This window comes from Acinetobacter sp. RIT698, assembly GCF_009668065.1.
Classification (GTDB): domain Bacteria; phylum Pseudomonadota; class Gammaproteobacteria; order Pseudomonadales; family Moraxellaceae; genus Acinetobacter; species Acinetobacter guillouiae.
In genome coordinates this window covers 1-16,731 of the sequence record NZ_WJYH01000071.1, presented here as the reverse complement: position 1 = coordinate 16,731, position 16,731 = coordinate 1, and the positions used below count along the sequence as shown (strand labels likewise).

Annotated in this window: 17 protein-coding genes; 8 read left to right on the top strand and 9 right to left on the bottom strand. The window is 39.0% G+C overall.

From position 1 onward, the window contains the following. Positions 1 to 17: 17 nt before the first annotated feature. The 4 genes from mnmC to GJV03_RS19925 form a co-directional block, all read right to left on the bottom strand. Entirely contained in the window at positions 18 to 1,946 is a 1,929-nt protein-coding gene (gene mnmC / locus GJV03_RS19940) for an FAD-dependent 5-carboxymethylaminomethyl-2-thiouridine(34) oxidoreductase MnmC (protein WP_154130949.1), read from the bottom strand. Positions 1,947 to 2,045: 99 nt separating this feature from the next. Next, positions 2,046 to 2,567: a hypothetical protein gene (locus GJV03_RS19935; RefSeq protein WP_004717976.1), complete on the bottom strand. Its 522-nt coding sequence runs from the start codon at positions 2,565 to 2,567 to the stop codon at positions 2,046 to 2,048. Between the two features lie 4 nt (positions 2,568 to 2,571). Further along, entirely contained in the window at positions 2,572 to 2,874 is a 303-nt protein-coding gene (locus GJV03_RS19930) for a YciI family protein (protein ID WP_154130948.1), read from the bottom strand. Between the two features lie 26 nt (positions 2,875 to 2,900). Continuing rightward, entirely contained in the window at positions 2,901 to 3,515 is a 615-nt protein-coding gene (locus tag GJV03_RS19925) for an inner membrane-spanning protein YciB (RefSeq protein WP_004717972.1), read from the bottom strand. Positions 3,516 to 3,559: 44 nt separating this feature from the next. On the opposite strand from GJV03_RS19925, the gene GJV03_RS19920 reads away from it, so the two are divergent. Next, positions 3,560 to 4,411 (top strand): PHP domain-containing protein, encoded by an 852-nt coding sequence (locus tag GJV03_RS19920; RefSeq protein ID WP_034611696.1) that lies wholly within the window; start codon positions 3,560 to 3,562, stop codon positions 4,409 to 4,411. A 122-nt stretch (positions 4,412 to 4,533) separates the two neighbouring features. Here the strand turns inward: GJV03_RS19920 and ybeY are convergent, their stop codons facing one another. Genes ybeY through miaB form a run of 3 tightly spaced genes read right to left on the bottom strand, consistent with a single transcriptional unit; the run spans position 4,534 to position 7,631 of the window. After that, positions 4,534 to 5,019, bottom strand: a complete 486-nt coding sequence (ybeY, locus tag GJV03_RS19915) for an rRNA maturation RNase YbeY (protein ID WP_004818840.1) — start codon at positions 5,017 to 5,019, stop codon at positions 4,534 to 4,536. A gap of 9 nt (positions 5,020 to 5,028) precedes the next feature. Then, complete coding sequence (locus GJV03_RS19910; RefSeq protein WP_004717967.1) at positions 5,029 to 6,138, bottom strand: PhoH family protein; 1,110 nt, start codon at positions 6,136 to 6,138, stop codon at positions 5,029 to 5,031. 38 nt (positions 6,139 to 6,176) lie between these two features. Then, positions 6,177 to 7,631, bottom strand: coding sequence for a tRNA (N6-isopentenyl adenosine(37)-C2)-methylthiotransferase MiaB (miaB, locus tag GJV03_RS19905; RefSeq protein WP_004717965.1), 1,455 nt, complete (start codon positions 7,629 to 7,631; stop codon positions 6,177 to 6,179). Positions 7,632 to 7,920: 289 nt separating this feature from the next. Here miaB and GJV03_RS19900 point away from each other — a divergent pair, with 289 nt between their 5' ends. From GJV03_RS19900 to GJV03_RS19885, 4 genes are all read left to right on the top strand, one after another. After that, the gene (locus tag GJV03_RS19900; protein WP_154130947.1) at positions 7,921 to 9,894 is read left to right on the top strand and encodes a lytic transglycosylase domain-containing protein; all 1,974 of its coding nucleotides are present in this window, start codon (positions 7,921 to 7,923) and stop codon (positions 9,892 to 9,894) included. 38 nt (positions 9,895 to 9,932) lie between these two features. Then, positions 9,933 to 10,592 (top strand): hypothetical protein, encoded by a 660-nt coding sequence (locus tag GJV03_RS19895; protein WP_004717962.1) that lies wholly within the window; start codon positions 9,933 to 9,935, stop codon positions 10,590 to 10,592. A 170-nt stretch (positions 10,593 to 10,762) separates the two neighbouring features. Next, positions 10,763 to 11,749 carry a malate dehydrogenase gene (locus GJV03_RS19890; RefSeq protein WP_004717959.1) on the top strand — a complete coding sequence of 329 codons (987 nt, stop codon included), beginning with the start codon at positions 10,763 to 10,765 and terminating at the stop codon, positions 11,747 to 11,749. 235 nt (positions 11,750 to 11,984) lie between these two features. Then, positions 11,985 to 12,239 (top strand): DUF2789 family protein, encoded by a 255-nt coding sequence (locus tag GJV03_RS19885; protein WP_004818847.1) that lies wholly within the window; start codon positions 11,985 to 11,987, stop codon positions 12,237 to 12,239. Positions 12,240 to 12,368: 129 nt separating this feature from the next. On the opposite strand, the gene GJV03_RS19880 is transcribed toward GJV03_RS19885, so the two are convergent. Next, positions 12,369 to 12,896, bottom strand: a complete 528-nt coding sequence (locus GJV03_RS19880) for a hypothetical protein (RefSeq protein ID WP_004818848.1) — start codon at positions 12,894 to 12,896, stop codon at positions 12,369 to 12,371. 104 nt (positions 12,897 to 13,000) lie between these two features. Beyond that, complete coding sequence (locus tag GJV03_RS19875; RefSeq protein ID WP_154130946.1) at positions 13,001 to 13,603, bottom strand: 2OG-Fe(II) oxygenase; 603 nt, start codon at positions 13,601 to 13,603, stop codon at positions 13,001 to 13,003. Between the two features lie 116 nt (positions 13,604 to 13,719). Here GJV03_RS19875 and rlmJ point away from each other — a divergent pair, with 116 nt between their 5' ends. From rlmJ to GJV03_RS19860, 3 genes are all read left to right on the top strand, one after another. After that, positions 13,720 to 14,577, top strand: coding sequence for a 23S rRNA (adenine(2030)-N(6))-methyltransferase RlmJ (rlmJ, locus tag GJV03_RS19870; protein WP_004717951.1), 858 nt, complete (start codon positions 13,720 to 13,722; stop codon positions 14,575 to 14,577). Positions 14,578 to 14,741: 164 nt separating this feature from the next. Beyond that, a complete protein-coding gene (gene pssA / locus GJV03_RS19865) occupies positions 14,742 to 15,569 on the top strand; it encodes a CDP-diacylglycerol--serine O-phosphatidyltransferase (RefSeq protein WP_004717950.1) in 828 nt (275 codons plus the stop codon). Positions 15,570 to 15,603: 34 nt separating this feature from the next. Continuing rightward, positions 15,604 to 16,689: a DUF6670 family protein gene (locus GJV03_RS19860; protein ID WP_056516960.1), complete on the top strand. Its 1,086-nt coding sequence runs from the start codon at positions 15,604 to 15,606 to the stop codon at positions 16,687 to 16,689. Positions 16,690 to 16,731: the final 42 nt, after the last annotated feature.

Sequence of the window (16,731 nt, the reverse complement as noted above, 5' to 3'; positions counted from 1 at the left end):
TAATCAATAAAAAAGAATCATGATTGAATCGGTTTAAAATAAGGTTTTTTGGCTTTTACTTTCTTTTGAAAGCGGTTTGGATTTAATTTTTGCAATAAATTTTGGGGAATCGGGCAAGCTTGATTAAGGACCAAAGCCACCAAGATTTCACTACACAAGGGCGCAAATAAAAAACCTTTAGAGCCAAGCCCAGAAAATGTATAAATCTCTTTCTCAGCTTCAACTTTTCCCAGTAATGGAAAATAGTCCAGACTTTGGGCTCGTACAGAAGCACGCCCGTGCCATTCATCTACTTTGCAGAGTGATTCTGCGTATTGTGGAAACACACTGTGGATAAGTTCATAGTTATGCACATGGTCTTCAAGCAAAACTTCAGTGTCATCACGATTGGGATAAAAAGAAGCACCTAAAATCAAATGCTGCTCATCAAGCTGCATGCAGTAGCCACCATAACTGTAGGCGTATTGTGGATCTAATCGGTGTTTAACATTGTTGAGCCAACTGACTTGTCCACGGATCGGTTTGAGTATCGGGAACTGATCAAAAAAAGCATGGCTTTCCTTGGCACAACATACAATCACATGATTAAAATCACCAAGATCTGTGTGCTGGCTATTTTGTAGTGTTAATTGATGATGATTCGATTGAACAATACTATGAATGTGAGCATGTTTAAATTGAATCAGCGGATGTTCAAGAATTTGGTCTTTGAGTTGCTGGGGATAAATTGAACCCGCTTGAGTGAGCTGTAAGCTCTCTAGCGTGGTTTGTAGCTCTAAATCATCGGCTGTTTGAGTTTTGAGTAAATCTTGAGGATATTGCGCTGCTAAACCCAGTAAATGTTCAGCATTTTTTTGTGCTAATTGTTGAACCGCAATAGCACGAAAAGCCTGAAATTTTGGATAGTGCTGTAGGGCATGTTGCCAAGCCAAGGTCATTAAATGTTCCGAACTTTGCTCGATAGGGCATAGTTTCGGATTTAATAAGGCCAGAGGATTACCAGAAGCACCTGCTAAAGGCGCTGATTGGTCGTAAATCGTAACTTGATGTCCTCTTTGGGCAAATCCCCATGCGCAGCTTAAACCTGCAATTCCAGCACCAATGATGGCAATGTGGCGTTGATTTAAATTATTTTGATTTTTCCCTATTTTTTTTTGAATGTTTTGCGCTGCAAGGTCCATTGACTGAGATTGATTTTCTTCGGCTGCTTGTTCAGGCGCATTCCAAATGGCTTTTAGCATTTCACGTTTATGACCAAAACCGCGCGGACGTGAAATAGTGATTCCATGCTGTTTTAGACCCCGTTTAAGCACACCTGCCACGCTAAATGAGGCAAAAGTTGTTCCAAAATCTGACAGTCTGACAATATTGTTTAAAACTTTGTCTTCCCACATGTCTGGATTACAAGAAGGGGCAAATCCATCTAAAAACCATGCGTTAACTTGTTGGGCTTTTATCATTGCTGGAAATACATCATGTGCATCACCTAACCACAGATCAATTGAAAAACGCGCTTCTGGAAAGCTTAAACGGTGACAACCAGCGATGGGCAATGGATAGTGTTGAATCAACTGATCAGAAAATTGTTGAAGTTCAGTCCAGACCTTTAACGCACGGGTTAAATCCTGTTTAGACAAGGGGAACTTCTCTACACTGATCACATGTAGGTGGCTATGATTATCTGGACGAACATTGTGCCAAAGTTGCCACAATGCCAAAATATTTAATCCTGTACCAAAGCCAGTTTCACCAACACAGAAATATTCAAAATCATCTAAATCTGCAAGTCGTGTTGAAAGATCATTACCATTCAAAAATACGTGTCGGGTTTCAAGTAACCCGTTGTCTTTAGAAAAATAGACATCACCAAATTGTTTGGAAATTGGAACTTCAATTCCATCAATACATTGCCAGTCTAAATCGGCAGTTTGAATGGCATTTGACAAAGCAGATTACCTTTTGATAATTAAAATGAAAAAACCTGACATTTCGCAGTATCAGGTTATAGCGTGAAACTTTCTAAGTGCAAAGTCAAAGCAGTGGGCTTACCACTGACGACGACGTTTGGTATAGATATAACTTGCGATTAAAAAGCCAAGTAAAACACCAACAGCAATGGTCGCAGCACCATATAAGAACATTTGTGCACTTTGTTCACTTTGTAGAACTTGAACTTGTACACCCAGATTGTCATTTTTGAGTTGTAATTCTTGGTTCTGTGAAAGAGCTTCTAAATTAGCCTTTTCAAGTTGCTGTAAACGTGTTGCTTGGTCTTTAACCAAAGCTTTAGCTTTAGCATCTTGAGACGCTTTTTCTTTGCTAATTTGTTCAGCCGTTAAAGGTTTATTTTCTTGTGCTTGCGCCTGTGTTTGGGTGCTGGAATTTGCACCTGCTACAGCAGGAATAATACTCGGTTTTGGCGGTGCAACAGGTTGGGCCGCCTGAGTAGGCGCTGCCGTCGTTGCTTGAGTCGCTGAAGATTGAGTAGGCTCAGCCGATACAACAGGTGATAAAAGTACAAAAGAACTTAAAGTCAGGCTAAGTAAGCTTTGGACGACAACGCGCATTATGTTATCCCTTAGGCAATGCTTTATTGAATGGTTTAACATCAATATGACTGTAAATCCCTTCTTTTAAGAAAGGTTCATCTTTTAACCATTCATCCAAAGCTTCACGGCTGTCAAAATCGAGAATTAAAGTACTGCCATAAAAACCTGCTTGTGGATTTTCACGATCAATCGGCATCGCGCCAGCCACGATGACACGGCTTTCAGCATCTAACTTCTCGAGTCGAGCTAAATGTTGTGGGCGTACAGCAAGACGTTTTTCTACTGTACCTGCTTGATCTGTACACGTAATTACAAATAATGGCATGATATTTCTCGATTTTCTAAAACACTTTATTCATCGGTAGATTTAAAGTGTTTTCGTAATATAACAAACTGGATAATAATAAAGGAAAACATGACGATCATGTCACCAAATGCTGTAAATTCACCCCAATATTTTCCACCTGCAAATAAAAATGCGAAGAAAATATGTAAACAAGACATGACAATGAACATTGCAGCCCATGCAAAGTTTAGATTTTTCCAGCCTTTTTCAGTCAGGTTTAAAACAGGACCAAATAATCTTTGAATGAGTGGCTTCTTTTCTTTACCAAAATAGGGAGAGAGTAAGAACGCGCCAGCAAAAGCTAAATTCAAAATTGCAGCTTTCAGGCGAATATAGAAGTCATCACTCAACATTAAGGTGATTCCGCCAAAAATGACGGTCATGAACAAAACAAACCATTGTTGTTTATCCAGACGGAATTTTTGGAAAATGAATAATGCACCATAGACCACAAGCATTGAAATAATCAGACCTGTAGTTGCAACAAGAATGTTGTTGTTATTTACACCACCTGCTGAGCCGATCAATTGTAATAATGGATGATCGGTGTTTTTAGGATCAACCGTTTTGTATAAATAAAAGAAAATTATGAGGGGCACAAAGTCTAAAAGTGCTTTCATGTTAAAGTATCTAGTCTGTTCAGGTTGATGGGATAGTATAAAAGATGCAAGGCATAGATTTACATACTCACAGTAATATTTCTGATGGGACTCTGACGCCAGAGTTATTGGTTCAAGCTGCCATCGAGAAAAGCATACATACACTTGCATTGACGGACCACGATAGCATGGATGGCTTAATACAAGCTGAACAATTTGCAAAAAATCAACCAATTCAAATCATTTCAGGTGTAGAAATCTCTAGTCAATGGTCCAGACCTGAGACTAAAAAAAGTTATGGTGTGCATATTGTTGCGCTCAATATGCAAAATCCTGAACCATTACAACAGCTTTTAACGCAACAGAAGAAAATTCGTGCTGAGCGAGCCAAGCAAATCTGTGATCTGCTAATTCCTTTGATTCATCAGGATATTTATGCAGAAGTTGTGGCAAAGGTGGATGGTGAACCTGATCGGATTACTCGGACGCATATTGCCAAGACCCTTGTAGAAAAGGGTTTTGTTCAGCGTGCACAGCAGGCATTTGATAAATACATTAAGGAAGGTAAAAAAGCCTATGTAAAATTTGATGGTTTAGGTTTGGCAGAAACCATTCAGGTGATTCATGAAAGTCAAGGTTTTGCAGTATTGGCACACCCAACACGTTATGATCTATCAGCAACAAATACCCGTTATTTAATTGAAATCTTTGCACAATATGGTGGTGATGCTGTTGAGCTTCCACCCGCAATGGAACCCGCTTCAACACGACAAATGGTTGATCGAATGATTGCTGAACACGGTTTAAAAGTGTCTGTGGGGAGTGATTTCCATGGTGACAATATGCCTTGGATTAAATTAGGCAATATTCCACGTGTCAAAGAAGGGCAAGTTGGGATTTGGGAGAGTTTCCGATAATACACCGTGATGATGTATTCAAATACTTAGATTTTGAATGAGATCAGTTTTTTGAAAGGCATCTCATTTAAATGAAACAAAAAATCCCTCTAGAGCAGAGGGATTTGGGGTTGATTATAAAATCAACTTTCTTTAACAGTATAAGGGTTTTCAAAGCCTAGTTTTTTCAAGATTTCAATTTCGAGTGCTTCCATTTCTTCAGCATCATCATCAGAAGTTTCATGGTCATAACCCATTAAATGTAAGGTGCCATGAACCAACATATGAGTGAAATGCTCAATCGGTGTCTTTTGTTGTTCAATCGACTCTTGTAAAACCACGGGGATGCAAATGACTAAATCACCGATGGGTAATGCATCGAGCATGGGTAAAACTTCTTCTGGAATTTCACTTGGAAAAGACAATACATTGGTGGGTTTGTCTTTTTCACGATATTCAAAATTTAATTTGTGACTTTCATCTTCATCAACACACGCGATTCCGATTTCACAATCTTGGTCTACATCAATATGACGTAGTGTTGTTTCAATGACTTTTTTTACATAGACACGCTTGAGCACCAATTCTGGTGCTTCAAACGCTTGTTGTAACGATAAACTAAGTTTCAAAAACAGTCCTTAAACATTTTCCTGATTTGCAGCAGTATGTTCCTCATGTTGAGCATCTGCGGCAGAATCATTTTCAGAAATTAAGGCTTCTTGACGTGCTTTACGTTCTGCACGTGCTTCAGCACTTAAACGGTATTGTTCACTGTCCCATCCTTCATAAGCCTCTACAATTTTTTGTACCAGCTGGTGACGAACGACATCTCGGGAATGGAAGCGAGTGATGTGAATTTCTTTGATCTTTTCGATGATACGCAATGCGTGAGCAAGACCAGACTGTTGCCCGCGTGGTAAATCGACCTGTGTAATATCCCCAGTGATCACTGCACGAGAACCAAAACCTAAACGGGTCAAAAACATCTTCATCTGTTCAGGGGTGGTGTTTTGTGCTTCATCGAGAATTACAAAGGAATGATTTAATGTACGACCACGCATATAAGCAAGTGGTGCAACTTCAATCACTTGGCGCTCAATCAGTTTTGCAACTTTTTCGAAGCCAAGCATTTCATATAACGCATCATAAAGCGGGCGTAGATATGGGTCGATCTTTTGGCTTAAATCACCCGGCAAGAAACCGAGTTTTTCCCCAGCTTCAACAGCAGGGCGAACCAAAAGGATCCGTTGAATTTCATTACGTTCAAGCATATCTACCGCAGCAGCGACTGCAAGATAGGTTTTACCTGTACCTGCAGGGCCGATTCCGAAAGAAATATCGCTTTGTAGAATACGTTGTACATAACGTTTTTGATTGGCACCACGAGGGTTGATTCGACCTTTACGCGTTTGCAACCAGACATCATCTAAACCTGTATGCTCATTGTCTGAAAGGTCGTCTTGTAACTCACGGTCAGTTTGGCTGCCTTGAATCATCAAATGAATCGTATCAGCACTGATTTGCTGAGAGAGTTCAGCTTCTGCATGCAAACGCTGCAATAAACCTTCAGCTCTCTCAACTGCTTCTAAATCACCATCGATATAGAAGTTATCGTTGCGATGAGAAATGTTGACATTTAAACGTTGTTCGATTTGTTTCAGATGACCGTTATAAGCACCTAACATGCTTTTTAAACGTTCAACTGAAATACCTGGAAAAGCTACTGTACGTCGAATCGCTGCAGTCAAGAGATATCCTTTTTTAAAGTAAAGTCTATACCCTTACATTACGCCACGTCAGGCTCAAGATTCAAGAGTTCTCCATAAACTAAATTTAGGGTCTTAATCTCTGTAACCTCAATCTCTGCAAAGCGTCCGACCCAAGAGGCGTCACCTACAAATGTTACTAAACGTGTATTGTCAGCTGTACCGACCAATAAATTTGGATCTTTATTAGAAACATTTTCAACCAGTACACGTTGAATGGTGCCTAACATCGCATCGGTTTTACGAATACTTGATTGCTTAATCCAGTGTTGAACTTTGGCTAAACGTTCTTTCTTGACTGCATCAGAGGTGTCATCAGGTAATTCAGATGCTGGTGTGCCAGGGCGTTTTGAATAAACAAAACTATAAGAATGATCAAAGTCTAAATCTTGGATAAATTGATAGGTTTCTTCAAAATGTGCATCAGTTTCACCAGGAAAGCCGATGATGAAATCTGAAGATAAATGCATATCTGGACGAGCTTTGCGTAGTTTGGCAATTTTTTCGATATAGACATCAATGGTGTGGTTACGCTTCATCGCTTGTAACACATCATTTGAGCCGCTTTGTACTGGTAAATGCAGATGTGAAACCATTTGTGGTAGGTCACGGTAGCATTGAATTAAATCTTCATTAAATTCGAGCGGATGTGAAGTTGTATAACGTAAACGACCGATTCCTGGAATTTCTGCAACCAAACGTAATAAATCTGCAAAGGTACAAATTTCACCTTCAAAAGTTTCACCACGGTAACCGTTTACATTTTGTCCTAAAAGGCTAATTTCACGAACGCCTTTTTCAGCCAAACCAGCGATTTCTGCCAAGACATCATCCAAAGGACGAGAAACTTCTTCACCACGAGTATAGGGAACCACACAGAAAGAACAGTATTTCGAGCAACCTTCCATGATTGAAACAAATGCTTTGTAACCTTCAACACGCGGTTCTGGTAAAAAGTCGAATTTTTCAATATCAGGGAATGAAATATCTACAAGTTTAATTTTGTCTTTCTTCGGCTTTTCAATTTGCTCAACATGCTGATCCAGCATTTGTGGTAAACGGTGCAAGGTTTGAGGGCCAAAAACCATATCGACATACGGTGCACGTTTTTGAATATTGTCGCCTTCTTGAGAAGCAACACATCCACCAACACCGATGACGAGATCAGGATTTTTTTCTTTTAATTTGCGCCAGCGACCCAGCTCAGAAAATACTTTTTCTTGGGCTTTTTCTCGAATTGAGCAGGTATTCATTAACAGGATATCTGCGTCACTTGGATCTTTGGTTAAAATATAACCGTGTGAGTCGCCTAAAAGATCTGCCATACGATGACTGTCATACTCATTCATCTGACACCCTTGCGTTTCGATATACAGTTTTTTTACTGCACCGTCGGCTGGGGTGTGCTGTGGCTGGGTTACAGTGTTTTCTGAGGCAGCTTTGGCACCATTGGGAATGAAGGTTTGAACCGTCATGGAGGCGTCTTTCCTATGAATAAAGGGAATTTTGAATGTGTACTAAGCCTGCTATTTTAACAGACTCATAAAAGGCGCGCCATTTTATAGCATTTAGAGTGAACTCAGTAAAATATTTAGCGGCTATTGCCATTTATTGGATTGTAGGGCATTGAAAATGAAAATTATGAAGAAAAAATAGAGAACAATATTAATGATGAATCATAAGGTTACATAACACAACAGTAGAAATGGATTAGAATAATTAAACTAGGCACAAATAAGTGCATCAGTATGTTAAAGGCACATCATGCAGGTTGAGAGAAAAACGGTGTTAAAGCAGCAACTTAAGCAAAATAAATTAAAACTTTACCTTTTAGGAACAGTTGCATGTACAAGCCTGCAAGTGGCCCATGCTGCTGAAGAGCAGTTTAATGATGCTTTACGTAATGCAAATAATCCAAGCGCTTTAGAACAGTATCGTTCTTCAATGCAAAATGATGCTTTGGGCTATTATCCTGAGTATTGGTCACTGAATTCAAATCTCGCTTTTCAACCTTCTGCAAATATTATTAGCTTTGCGCAACGTTATCCTCAATCGGCGATGGCGGAAAAGTTAGCTGCGGATTATGTCGAAGAAAAGGTGAAACAAGCAGATTACGCCAGCGCGCAACCTGTATTGCAATATGTCTCTAATCCAGATCAAGCAGAACGTTGTGCTGTTGCTCAAGTTCGTGCGAAAACTGGAGACGTTTTGGTCTATGCTGAATTTAAAGATGTTTGGTTGGCAACCAATTCTCAACCTGAATCATGCAATGGTTTAGGCCGCATGATGCTTAGTAGCCCACTCATGACCGCCCAAGATCGCCAACAACGATTATATGCACAACTGAGAGCAGGGCAGTCTGGTCTAGCCATCGCTACCGCACAAACGATTGGCGTTAATTTATCGTTAACCCAATTGAACCAAATCCAAACCAATCCATTAAATTATTTATGGTCTGCACCAAAAAACAATGTAGAAGATTATGCTTATTTGGTTTATGCATTGGGTCGTGCAGCAGATACGGATTTAACCAGCGCTTTGCAGTCGGTACCTAAGTTGGTTCAGGGTGTACCAGCAGATGTACAAAAATATATTTATCGTACAGTCGGTTATATCGGCGGAACGACCGTCATGAAAAATAATTTTAATCGTGAAGTACTGCAAAATTTTGATGCAAGCTATGGTGTGCCTTTCAGTGCAGAAGAAGCAGAAGTTTATGCACGACAAGCCATTCGATTTGGGGCTTGGGAAAGTGTGATTCGTGCAATAGACAGTATGAGCGTGACACAAAAGCAAGAAGACCGTTGGCAATATTGGTTGGCGCGTGCTTCAGAACAACGCAATGATGCACAATCTAAAAGAACCGCTAAAGATATCTATCAACGATTGGCAATGTCGGGTGATGATTATCATAATCTGCTTGCCAAAGATCATTTGGGGCAAAAGTATAATGATAGCCCTGCCAGAGAACAGCCTTCAACTGATGACCAACAACGCTTAAATAGCGATATTCATTTCCGTCGTGCATTTACTTTACGAAATATTAATGCACCTGCAACTTATACCAATAGGGAATGGAACTGGGCGGTACGTCAGGCATACTTAAAACATGATGATGGGTTGCTGCTTGCTGCGGCAAAACGTGCAACTGATATGGGCTGGTATGATCGTGCAATTTATGCGGCAGAACGTACTGAGAAAAAACATAACTATGTTTATCGTTATGCAACACCTCATCAGTCGTTGGTGGTGAGTCATAGCCGTAATGCGGGTATTGATCCTGCTTGGGCCTATGGTTTAATGCGCCAAGAAAGCCGTTTTGTAACTGCTGCTCGCTCACATGTTGGTGCAGGTGGTTTGATGCAAATCATGCCAGGCACTGCAAAGTTGGTGGCAAAACAAATGGGTGAAACTTATAATCCTGCTGCGCTCAGTGATGCCAATACCAATATTCGCTATGGTACTTTCTATCTGTCGATGATTCATGGTCAATTAAGCAGTAATCCTGTCTTGGCAACAGCAGGGTATAATGCTGGGCCAAATCGCGCGAAACGTTGGCAGCCAGATTATCAAAATCTTTCAGCAGATCAATATACAGAATCTATTCCTCTGAATGAAACACGTGACTATGTAAAAAATGTGATGACCAATGCAGCACATTATGGAATCTTGTTGGGACAAGGGCCTCAAGCGATTGAAAGTCGTATGCCTGTTATTCCAACCCGTGTTTCACAATAAAACTATTTGGACTTGGATGAAACTTTGTTGGTAAATCAATGATTTTCAAAATTTTGCGTAAATTGAAACAATCTTGCTTAGCATGGAGCTTATGCTTTGCGGGATTGTTTGGGCTCAATGTGCAGTTACATGCTGCACCGCAATTACAAGGCTATGTCATGCAAGTCCAGTTGACACCTGCTGTCTGTGCACTTGATTCTTCAAAACAAAAGCAACGCAAATGTCTCGAAGGTTATTCATTGACAATCACAGGTCTGTTGCCTGAAACGACAGAGCGGAATTGCACCACCAATACATCTGCAAGTTTGACCCCTTTACAAGCTAAGGTGGTTGCACGGGTAATGCCTGAGGAAAATGCACGTATTCAGTTGTGGCGTAGCGTGGGTGGCTGTGTTCCAATGAACGCGAGTCAATATTTTAGAACTGTGATTAATTTAGCAGATCGTTTGAAAATTCCTGCAGATTTAACCAGCTCTGAAAACAAGAATGTGCAACATAATGCGTTAAAAACTCAATTTGTTAGATTAAACCCGGGAATGAATAACGACAGTATCCGTTTTACTTGTCAAAGTTCATCATCAAACCCAGTGTTAACCGAGGTTCAAGTGTGTTATCGGGTCAATGGTCAGTATAAACAATGTTCAAATCACATTGTTTCAAACTGCCCAAATACATTCTCGATCAAAGGGACTTATTAGTTCTTCTGAGGAATTTTATTTATATTTCCTATCATACTTTTGTTGAAAAGCATTCTCTTTTACATGCAACTGTTAAAGGATTGGAGTACAATCTTTGCCGTTTATGATAATTCGATTAAAACGGATTTAACCGTTTAATCACATTAACGATCCTCATTGGAGATAATTACATGAAGCAACCTGTTCGCGTTGCCGTTACTGGCGCAGCTGGTCAAATCGGTTACAGCTTATTATTCCGTATCGCTAGCGGTGAAATGCTTGGTAAAGACCAACCCGTTATTTTGCAATTGTTAGAAGTTCCATTTGAGAAAGCTCAAGCTGCGCTTAAAGGCGTAATGATGGAATTAGATGACTGTGCTTTCCCATTATTGGCTGGCATGATCGGTACTGATGATCCAAAAGTTGCATTTAAAGATGCTGACTACGCGTTATTGGTTGGTTCACGTCCACGCGGTCCTGGTATGGAACGTGCTGACTTGTTGAAAGTGAACGGTGAAATCTTCATTGGTCAAGGCCAAGCACTTAACGAAGTTGCGAGCCGTGACGTTAAAGTACTTGTTGTAGGTAACCCTGCAAATACAAATGCTTATATCGCAATGAAATCTGCTCCAGATCTTCCAGCGAAGAACTTTACAGCAATGTTACGTCTTGACCACAACCGTGCGTTGACTCAAATTGCTCAAAAAGCGGGTGTTGCTGTAGCGGATATCAAAAACCTTACAGTTTGGGGTAACCACTCTCCAACAATGTATGCGGACTACCGTTTTGCAACTGCAAATGGCGTAAGCTTAAAAGACAAAATCAACGATGCTGATTGGAACGCAAACGTATTCCTTCCAACTGTTGGTAAACGTGGTGCTGCAATCATTGAAGCGCGTGGTCTTTCTTCTGCTGCTTCTGCTGCAAATGCTGCGATCGATCATATGCGTGATTGGGCGCTTGGCACCAATGGCGAATGGGTAACAATGGGTATTCCTTCTGACGGTTCTTATGGAATTCCTGAAGGTGTGATGTACGGTGTTCCTGTAATTTGTGAAAATGGCGAATACACTCGTGTTGAAGGCTTAGAAATTGATGCATTCAGCCGTGAACGTATGGACAAAACTCTTCAAGAACTTGAAGAAGAGCGCGCAGCTATTGCTGATATGCTTAAATAATTAAAATTTAATCTGTTAAAGATTAATTTTGAAAAAAGCACTCTATTTAGAGTGCTTTTTTTTATGGTTCAAATCAAACATCCAGAAAAAAGATAATTGATGTTAAGCCAACATTTGTTTGTTTTTTAATCACAAATTGAAACAAGAAAATTAAAATCTAGACTATCTTTTAAAATTATTTTCTTATAAGTTAATTGAATAAAAGATGACAAATAAATTTATATAAGGAGGCAATATGCTCAGGACGAACACACCATCCTTAGAATTACTATTTTCTCAACTTGGTTTGGCAAATAGTCCCGCAGCAATTGAGCTATATGTACGCACTCATCAATTGCCAGCAAATCTTTCATTACATGAAGCGCCGTTTTGGAATAAATCTCAACGTGACTTATTAATTAGTCACTTGATACAAGATGATGATTGGGCAATTTGGATTGACGAGTTAAATCAACAATTACATCTAGATGCGTATAAGCTAACAGCCTAATGATTTAGTTTCCCCCAGAGCAACAAAAAAGATGGCCATTTTGGCCATCTTTTCTATTTCGTATTGATCAAATTAGCTTTGATCAATACGAATAACAAATTGAGTTATTTTGAATGGGCATAGCGCTGATCAATGTAATTTAGACTGAATCATTTGACTAAACCAAGCTTCATTGCGAACAGGTCTAAAGGCAGTGTGTTGTTGCAGTAAGGTTAAATCAAAATCAGTTGTCTTGATATATTTACTCAGCCAGTGACGAGTTAATGCAAATTCATTTTTACTCACAGATGCATAAGCCAACATAAAGTAAATATCAGCATGATGATGTTGTGCCAATGGTTTTAAAATTTGCTGCGTAATCAAGGCATAACGTGATTCTTTGGTCAATTCAAAGTAAATCATATAGGCTTTGGCCAAATGCAAAGAAAGCTGAATGTAGACTGACATTGGCATTTCTTCATATTCAAATCGTGCAGTTTCAAGTAAAACAATGGCTTCTTGCAAGAAATGAATTTGTTCCTGCTTTGAATGACTTTGAGTGACCAGTTGTAAGCGTAAGTCCCCACGTTCAAGTGCAAGTTCAGGTGTATTGCCTGACAAATACAATTGATCTGTTTCCCCAATACGCGAGATGATTTGTTTTGTATTATCAAACATGTGCTGAATCCTCTGAATTTATGAAGAGTATTATGAGGTCTATTTCAATAATTTAAAGCTTGGCCTATAGAGATACAGCGTTGCAAATTTGAAAACTGAGTATATTACAACACAGTATTGTCGCTTCTTAGCCATGCGGTAATTGATAGTCGCTGATGTTTGGCTTCTAGCACTTCATGTAATAAATCACTTTGGAACATGGCAATACGATTAGGCTGGGGATCTATTGTATGCCAAACATTATTTTTATCCTGTAAGTGTAATTTTCCGCCCCAGTCATCCTGCCATTCTTGGTGTAGATAATACACCGTAGAAATCATACGACCATTTTTACCTTGTGGATTATCGCGATGAAGTGCATAGAATTCACCTGCGTTATAGCAGGCAAAATGTGCTTCTACATCCTGAATGCCTAAATAAAATGAGTAGTTTAAAATTTGCGAGAGCTGTTTGAGTGCATCAATATGTTGTTGTGCGATCGTGAGCTCTTCATTGATCCACAAGATATGGTCGCTGCGAATATTGCTGATCACACCATTTTGAATTGCTGCTTCACGAAAGCGATTTAAATTTGAAGTACATTCTGCAACCAGTTGAAGTCCGTATTCAGCGGAGTAAGCATGATCAATAATGGTAAATCCATGTTGATCTAAATCATCAAGAATTTGATCAACATTCCATGACTTTGGGGGTAGCAGCGCTTCCATAAATTACCAAAAAATAGTGCAATAAAGATATGTTGTTATATTAGAACAAACGATGGACAGTGAAGAAATATTTTTTCGTGTTAAAATGATTATTGAACTCAGGAATTAATCGAAACATGAATTACCGTCACCATTTCCATGCAGGCAACTTTGCCGATGTCATGAAACATGTGTTATTGCTGCAACTTTTGACACGTCTAAATACTAAAGACAAACCATATCGCTATATAGATACACATGGTGGTGCAGGTAAATATGATTTATCTACTTCTGAAGCACAAAAATCAGGTGAATTCTTAACCGGTATTCATCGTCTGGTTAAGCTTGATGAGTCGATTAAACGTAATGCGCCTGAAGGTGTAAAACAATATCTTAAAATTGTTGAAGATATGCGTGCAGGTTCAGGTAAAGGTGCTTATCCAGGTTCGCCATGGTTTGCGCTTGAAGGCATGCGTGACATTGATAAAGCGACTATTTTTGAAATGCAGCGTGATGTGTTCCAACAATTGTATTTTAATATTCGTGATAAACGTGCGGGTTTACATGAGCGTGATGCTTATGAAGGTCTTTTGGGGGTTATTCCACCAAAAGAAAAACGTGGTTTGGTGATGATCGATCCACCTTATGAATTAGAACGTAAAGACTTTCCGCAATTGGTCGAGTTGATTGCCACCGCACATAAAAAATGGCCAACAGGTGTATTTGCCATTTGGTATCCAATTAAAGACCGTGCCATGATTGATCGTTTTGAAAAGAAAATGATGAAAACAGGGATTCGCCGTCAGTTGGTTTGTGAAGTTTGTGTTTGGCCAGATGACACACCAGTCGGGTTGAATGGTTGTGGTTTGTTGGTGATTAACCCACCTTGGAAATTCTCTAACGATGCTGATGAGGCATTGCAATGGTTGTTCCCACATTTACGTATGAGTGAAAATGGTGGACATGCTGCTGTTCGCTGGTTAGTGGGTGAATAATCCATTCGATTGGATATCAACAGAAACATGAACGATGGTGTGAATTACAAATTAAGACGAAATACATTGAGTAATTCACATCAATTTCACTTAAAAATGAATGTGATAAAATATTTAAGTGAGATATCAACAGCTCTATAAGAGCCATAGATAGGATTCAAAAAATGACAAATATAAATAAACCAGAAAGCCCAAACTCTTCTAATCAAGACCATGGATTTGATGGCATTACTTTTGAAGTGGAAGAAGAAGAGCATACCCATGAAGGGCAGAAGGTCAAACGTCGCGGAATCTATTTGTGGCCTAACCTGATTACAACATCTGCATTGTTATCTGGCTTTTACTCGATCATTGCCAGTATGAATGGTGACTTCACTCAAGCCGTTTATGCGATTTTCCTTGCAGCACTATTTGATGGTTTAGATGGTCGTGTTGCTCGTGCAATTGGTGCACAAAGTGCTTTTGGTGAACAATTCGATTCACTGTCTGATCTCTTGGCATTTGGTGTTGCGCCAGCAATTTTGATGTATAGCTGGAGTTTGCATGATCTAGGGCGGATTGGCTTGGCTGCTTGTTTTGTTTATACCGCGTGTGCTGCATTTCGTTTAGCCCGCTTTAATGTACAAATTGGTGTGGTTGATAAGCGTTATTTCATCGGTGTGGCAAGCCCATTGGCAGCGATTATTATTATTGCATGGGTATGGGTTGGACAAGATTTTACCTATATTTTTGATTTAAAAGATGTTGCGATTCAAGCGACCAATGCATTTGTTATCATTGCAGTGGGTTTGTTGATGATTTCAAATATCAAATATTATTCTTTTAAAACGGTAGACCGTAAACGTGTTCCATTCTTTGTATTGCCTATAGCAGTTTTTATCCTTGCAGCAATCACTTATAATATTCCTGTAGGGATTTTAGTCATTTCGATTATCTATGCGATTTCTGGTTTTGTGACAACATTCTTAGCGAGAAAGAATACTGTTGAATAAAATGTAAAAAGATAAAAAGGTAAGGGGGCTTGATATGCGGTTGTTTCAAGATTTCTTAGATCAGTCTAAACAGCTGAATCAAGCTCAAAAGCCTATAGAACTTTGCTGTCATCCCCCACAAGACAGATATAAAATTATTCATCAAAAATTAGTGCTTGCCAATTTACCCGCGCCGTTGCATTACCTCAATTTTTTTAGTTTGATTGGACAACCCAATAGTCCTGTTTTTTGCAATAACAATGAAATCTCAACAACTGCTTTAGATACAGCAACCTTACTGGTCAGCTCCAGCCCCCATATGGTGGGACAATTAAACTCATATTCAATTCAGCATGAATGTCAATTTCACCTTGATGAAAATAGCAATGTGATCTATACATTTGGTCAAAAAGAAAAAGTGTTTGGAAAAATTCCTGATTTTATTATTCAAAGACAAGATGACGAATTGAGTGTGAATTTAAGCATTACAACAATGCCTTTAATTTCTCATTTTATTCATTTGAAATTTGGATTTGCACAGCACTGGTCTTTGGTTGCACATTGTAAAGGGACTATTCAATACAAGGATCAAAATTACGAAATTGAACAAAATGCTGTTTTTGAATATATGAAAACAGTGAATTTCCCTTATCTGCCTTATGCGCTGTATACATATCAATTGATTCAAGTGAATGATGATCTACAGATTATTTTTATGCATAGTCGTGATCAGATGAATAATATTTTACATTCACGTATCTATATTCGAGATATTCAAAACAATGAAACAAAAATGCTTGATCGACAGGTCTGTTTCAATATTCATCGGGTGTTCCCTAAAGTCACAACAGTAAATCATCAGGAGATGTATTTACCACGCGAGTTTGAATGGCAATATCAAGATGAAAATACCAAAATTGATATTCAAGCACAAAGCCGTGGTGATTATAAATTTGGTTTAGCAGCAGGTTATGTTGGAAGTTTTGTTTATCAACTACATCTCAATGATGAATATTATCAAGGTGAGGGTGGTTACTGTGAATATATAGATTGTCGCCCTTTAAAATGGCAGGAAATAGATAAAGACAATAAATTATCAAATAAATCGAGCAGTCCTGTGCTGATCATGCTTAAAAAATAGACCAAAAAACAGAAATAAGGTCAATTTAGAAGAATAAATAAG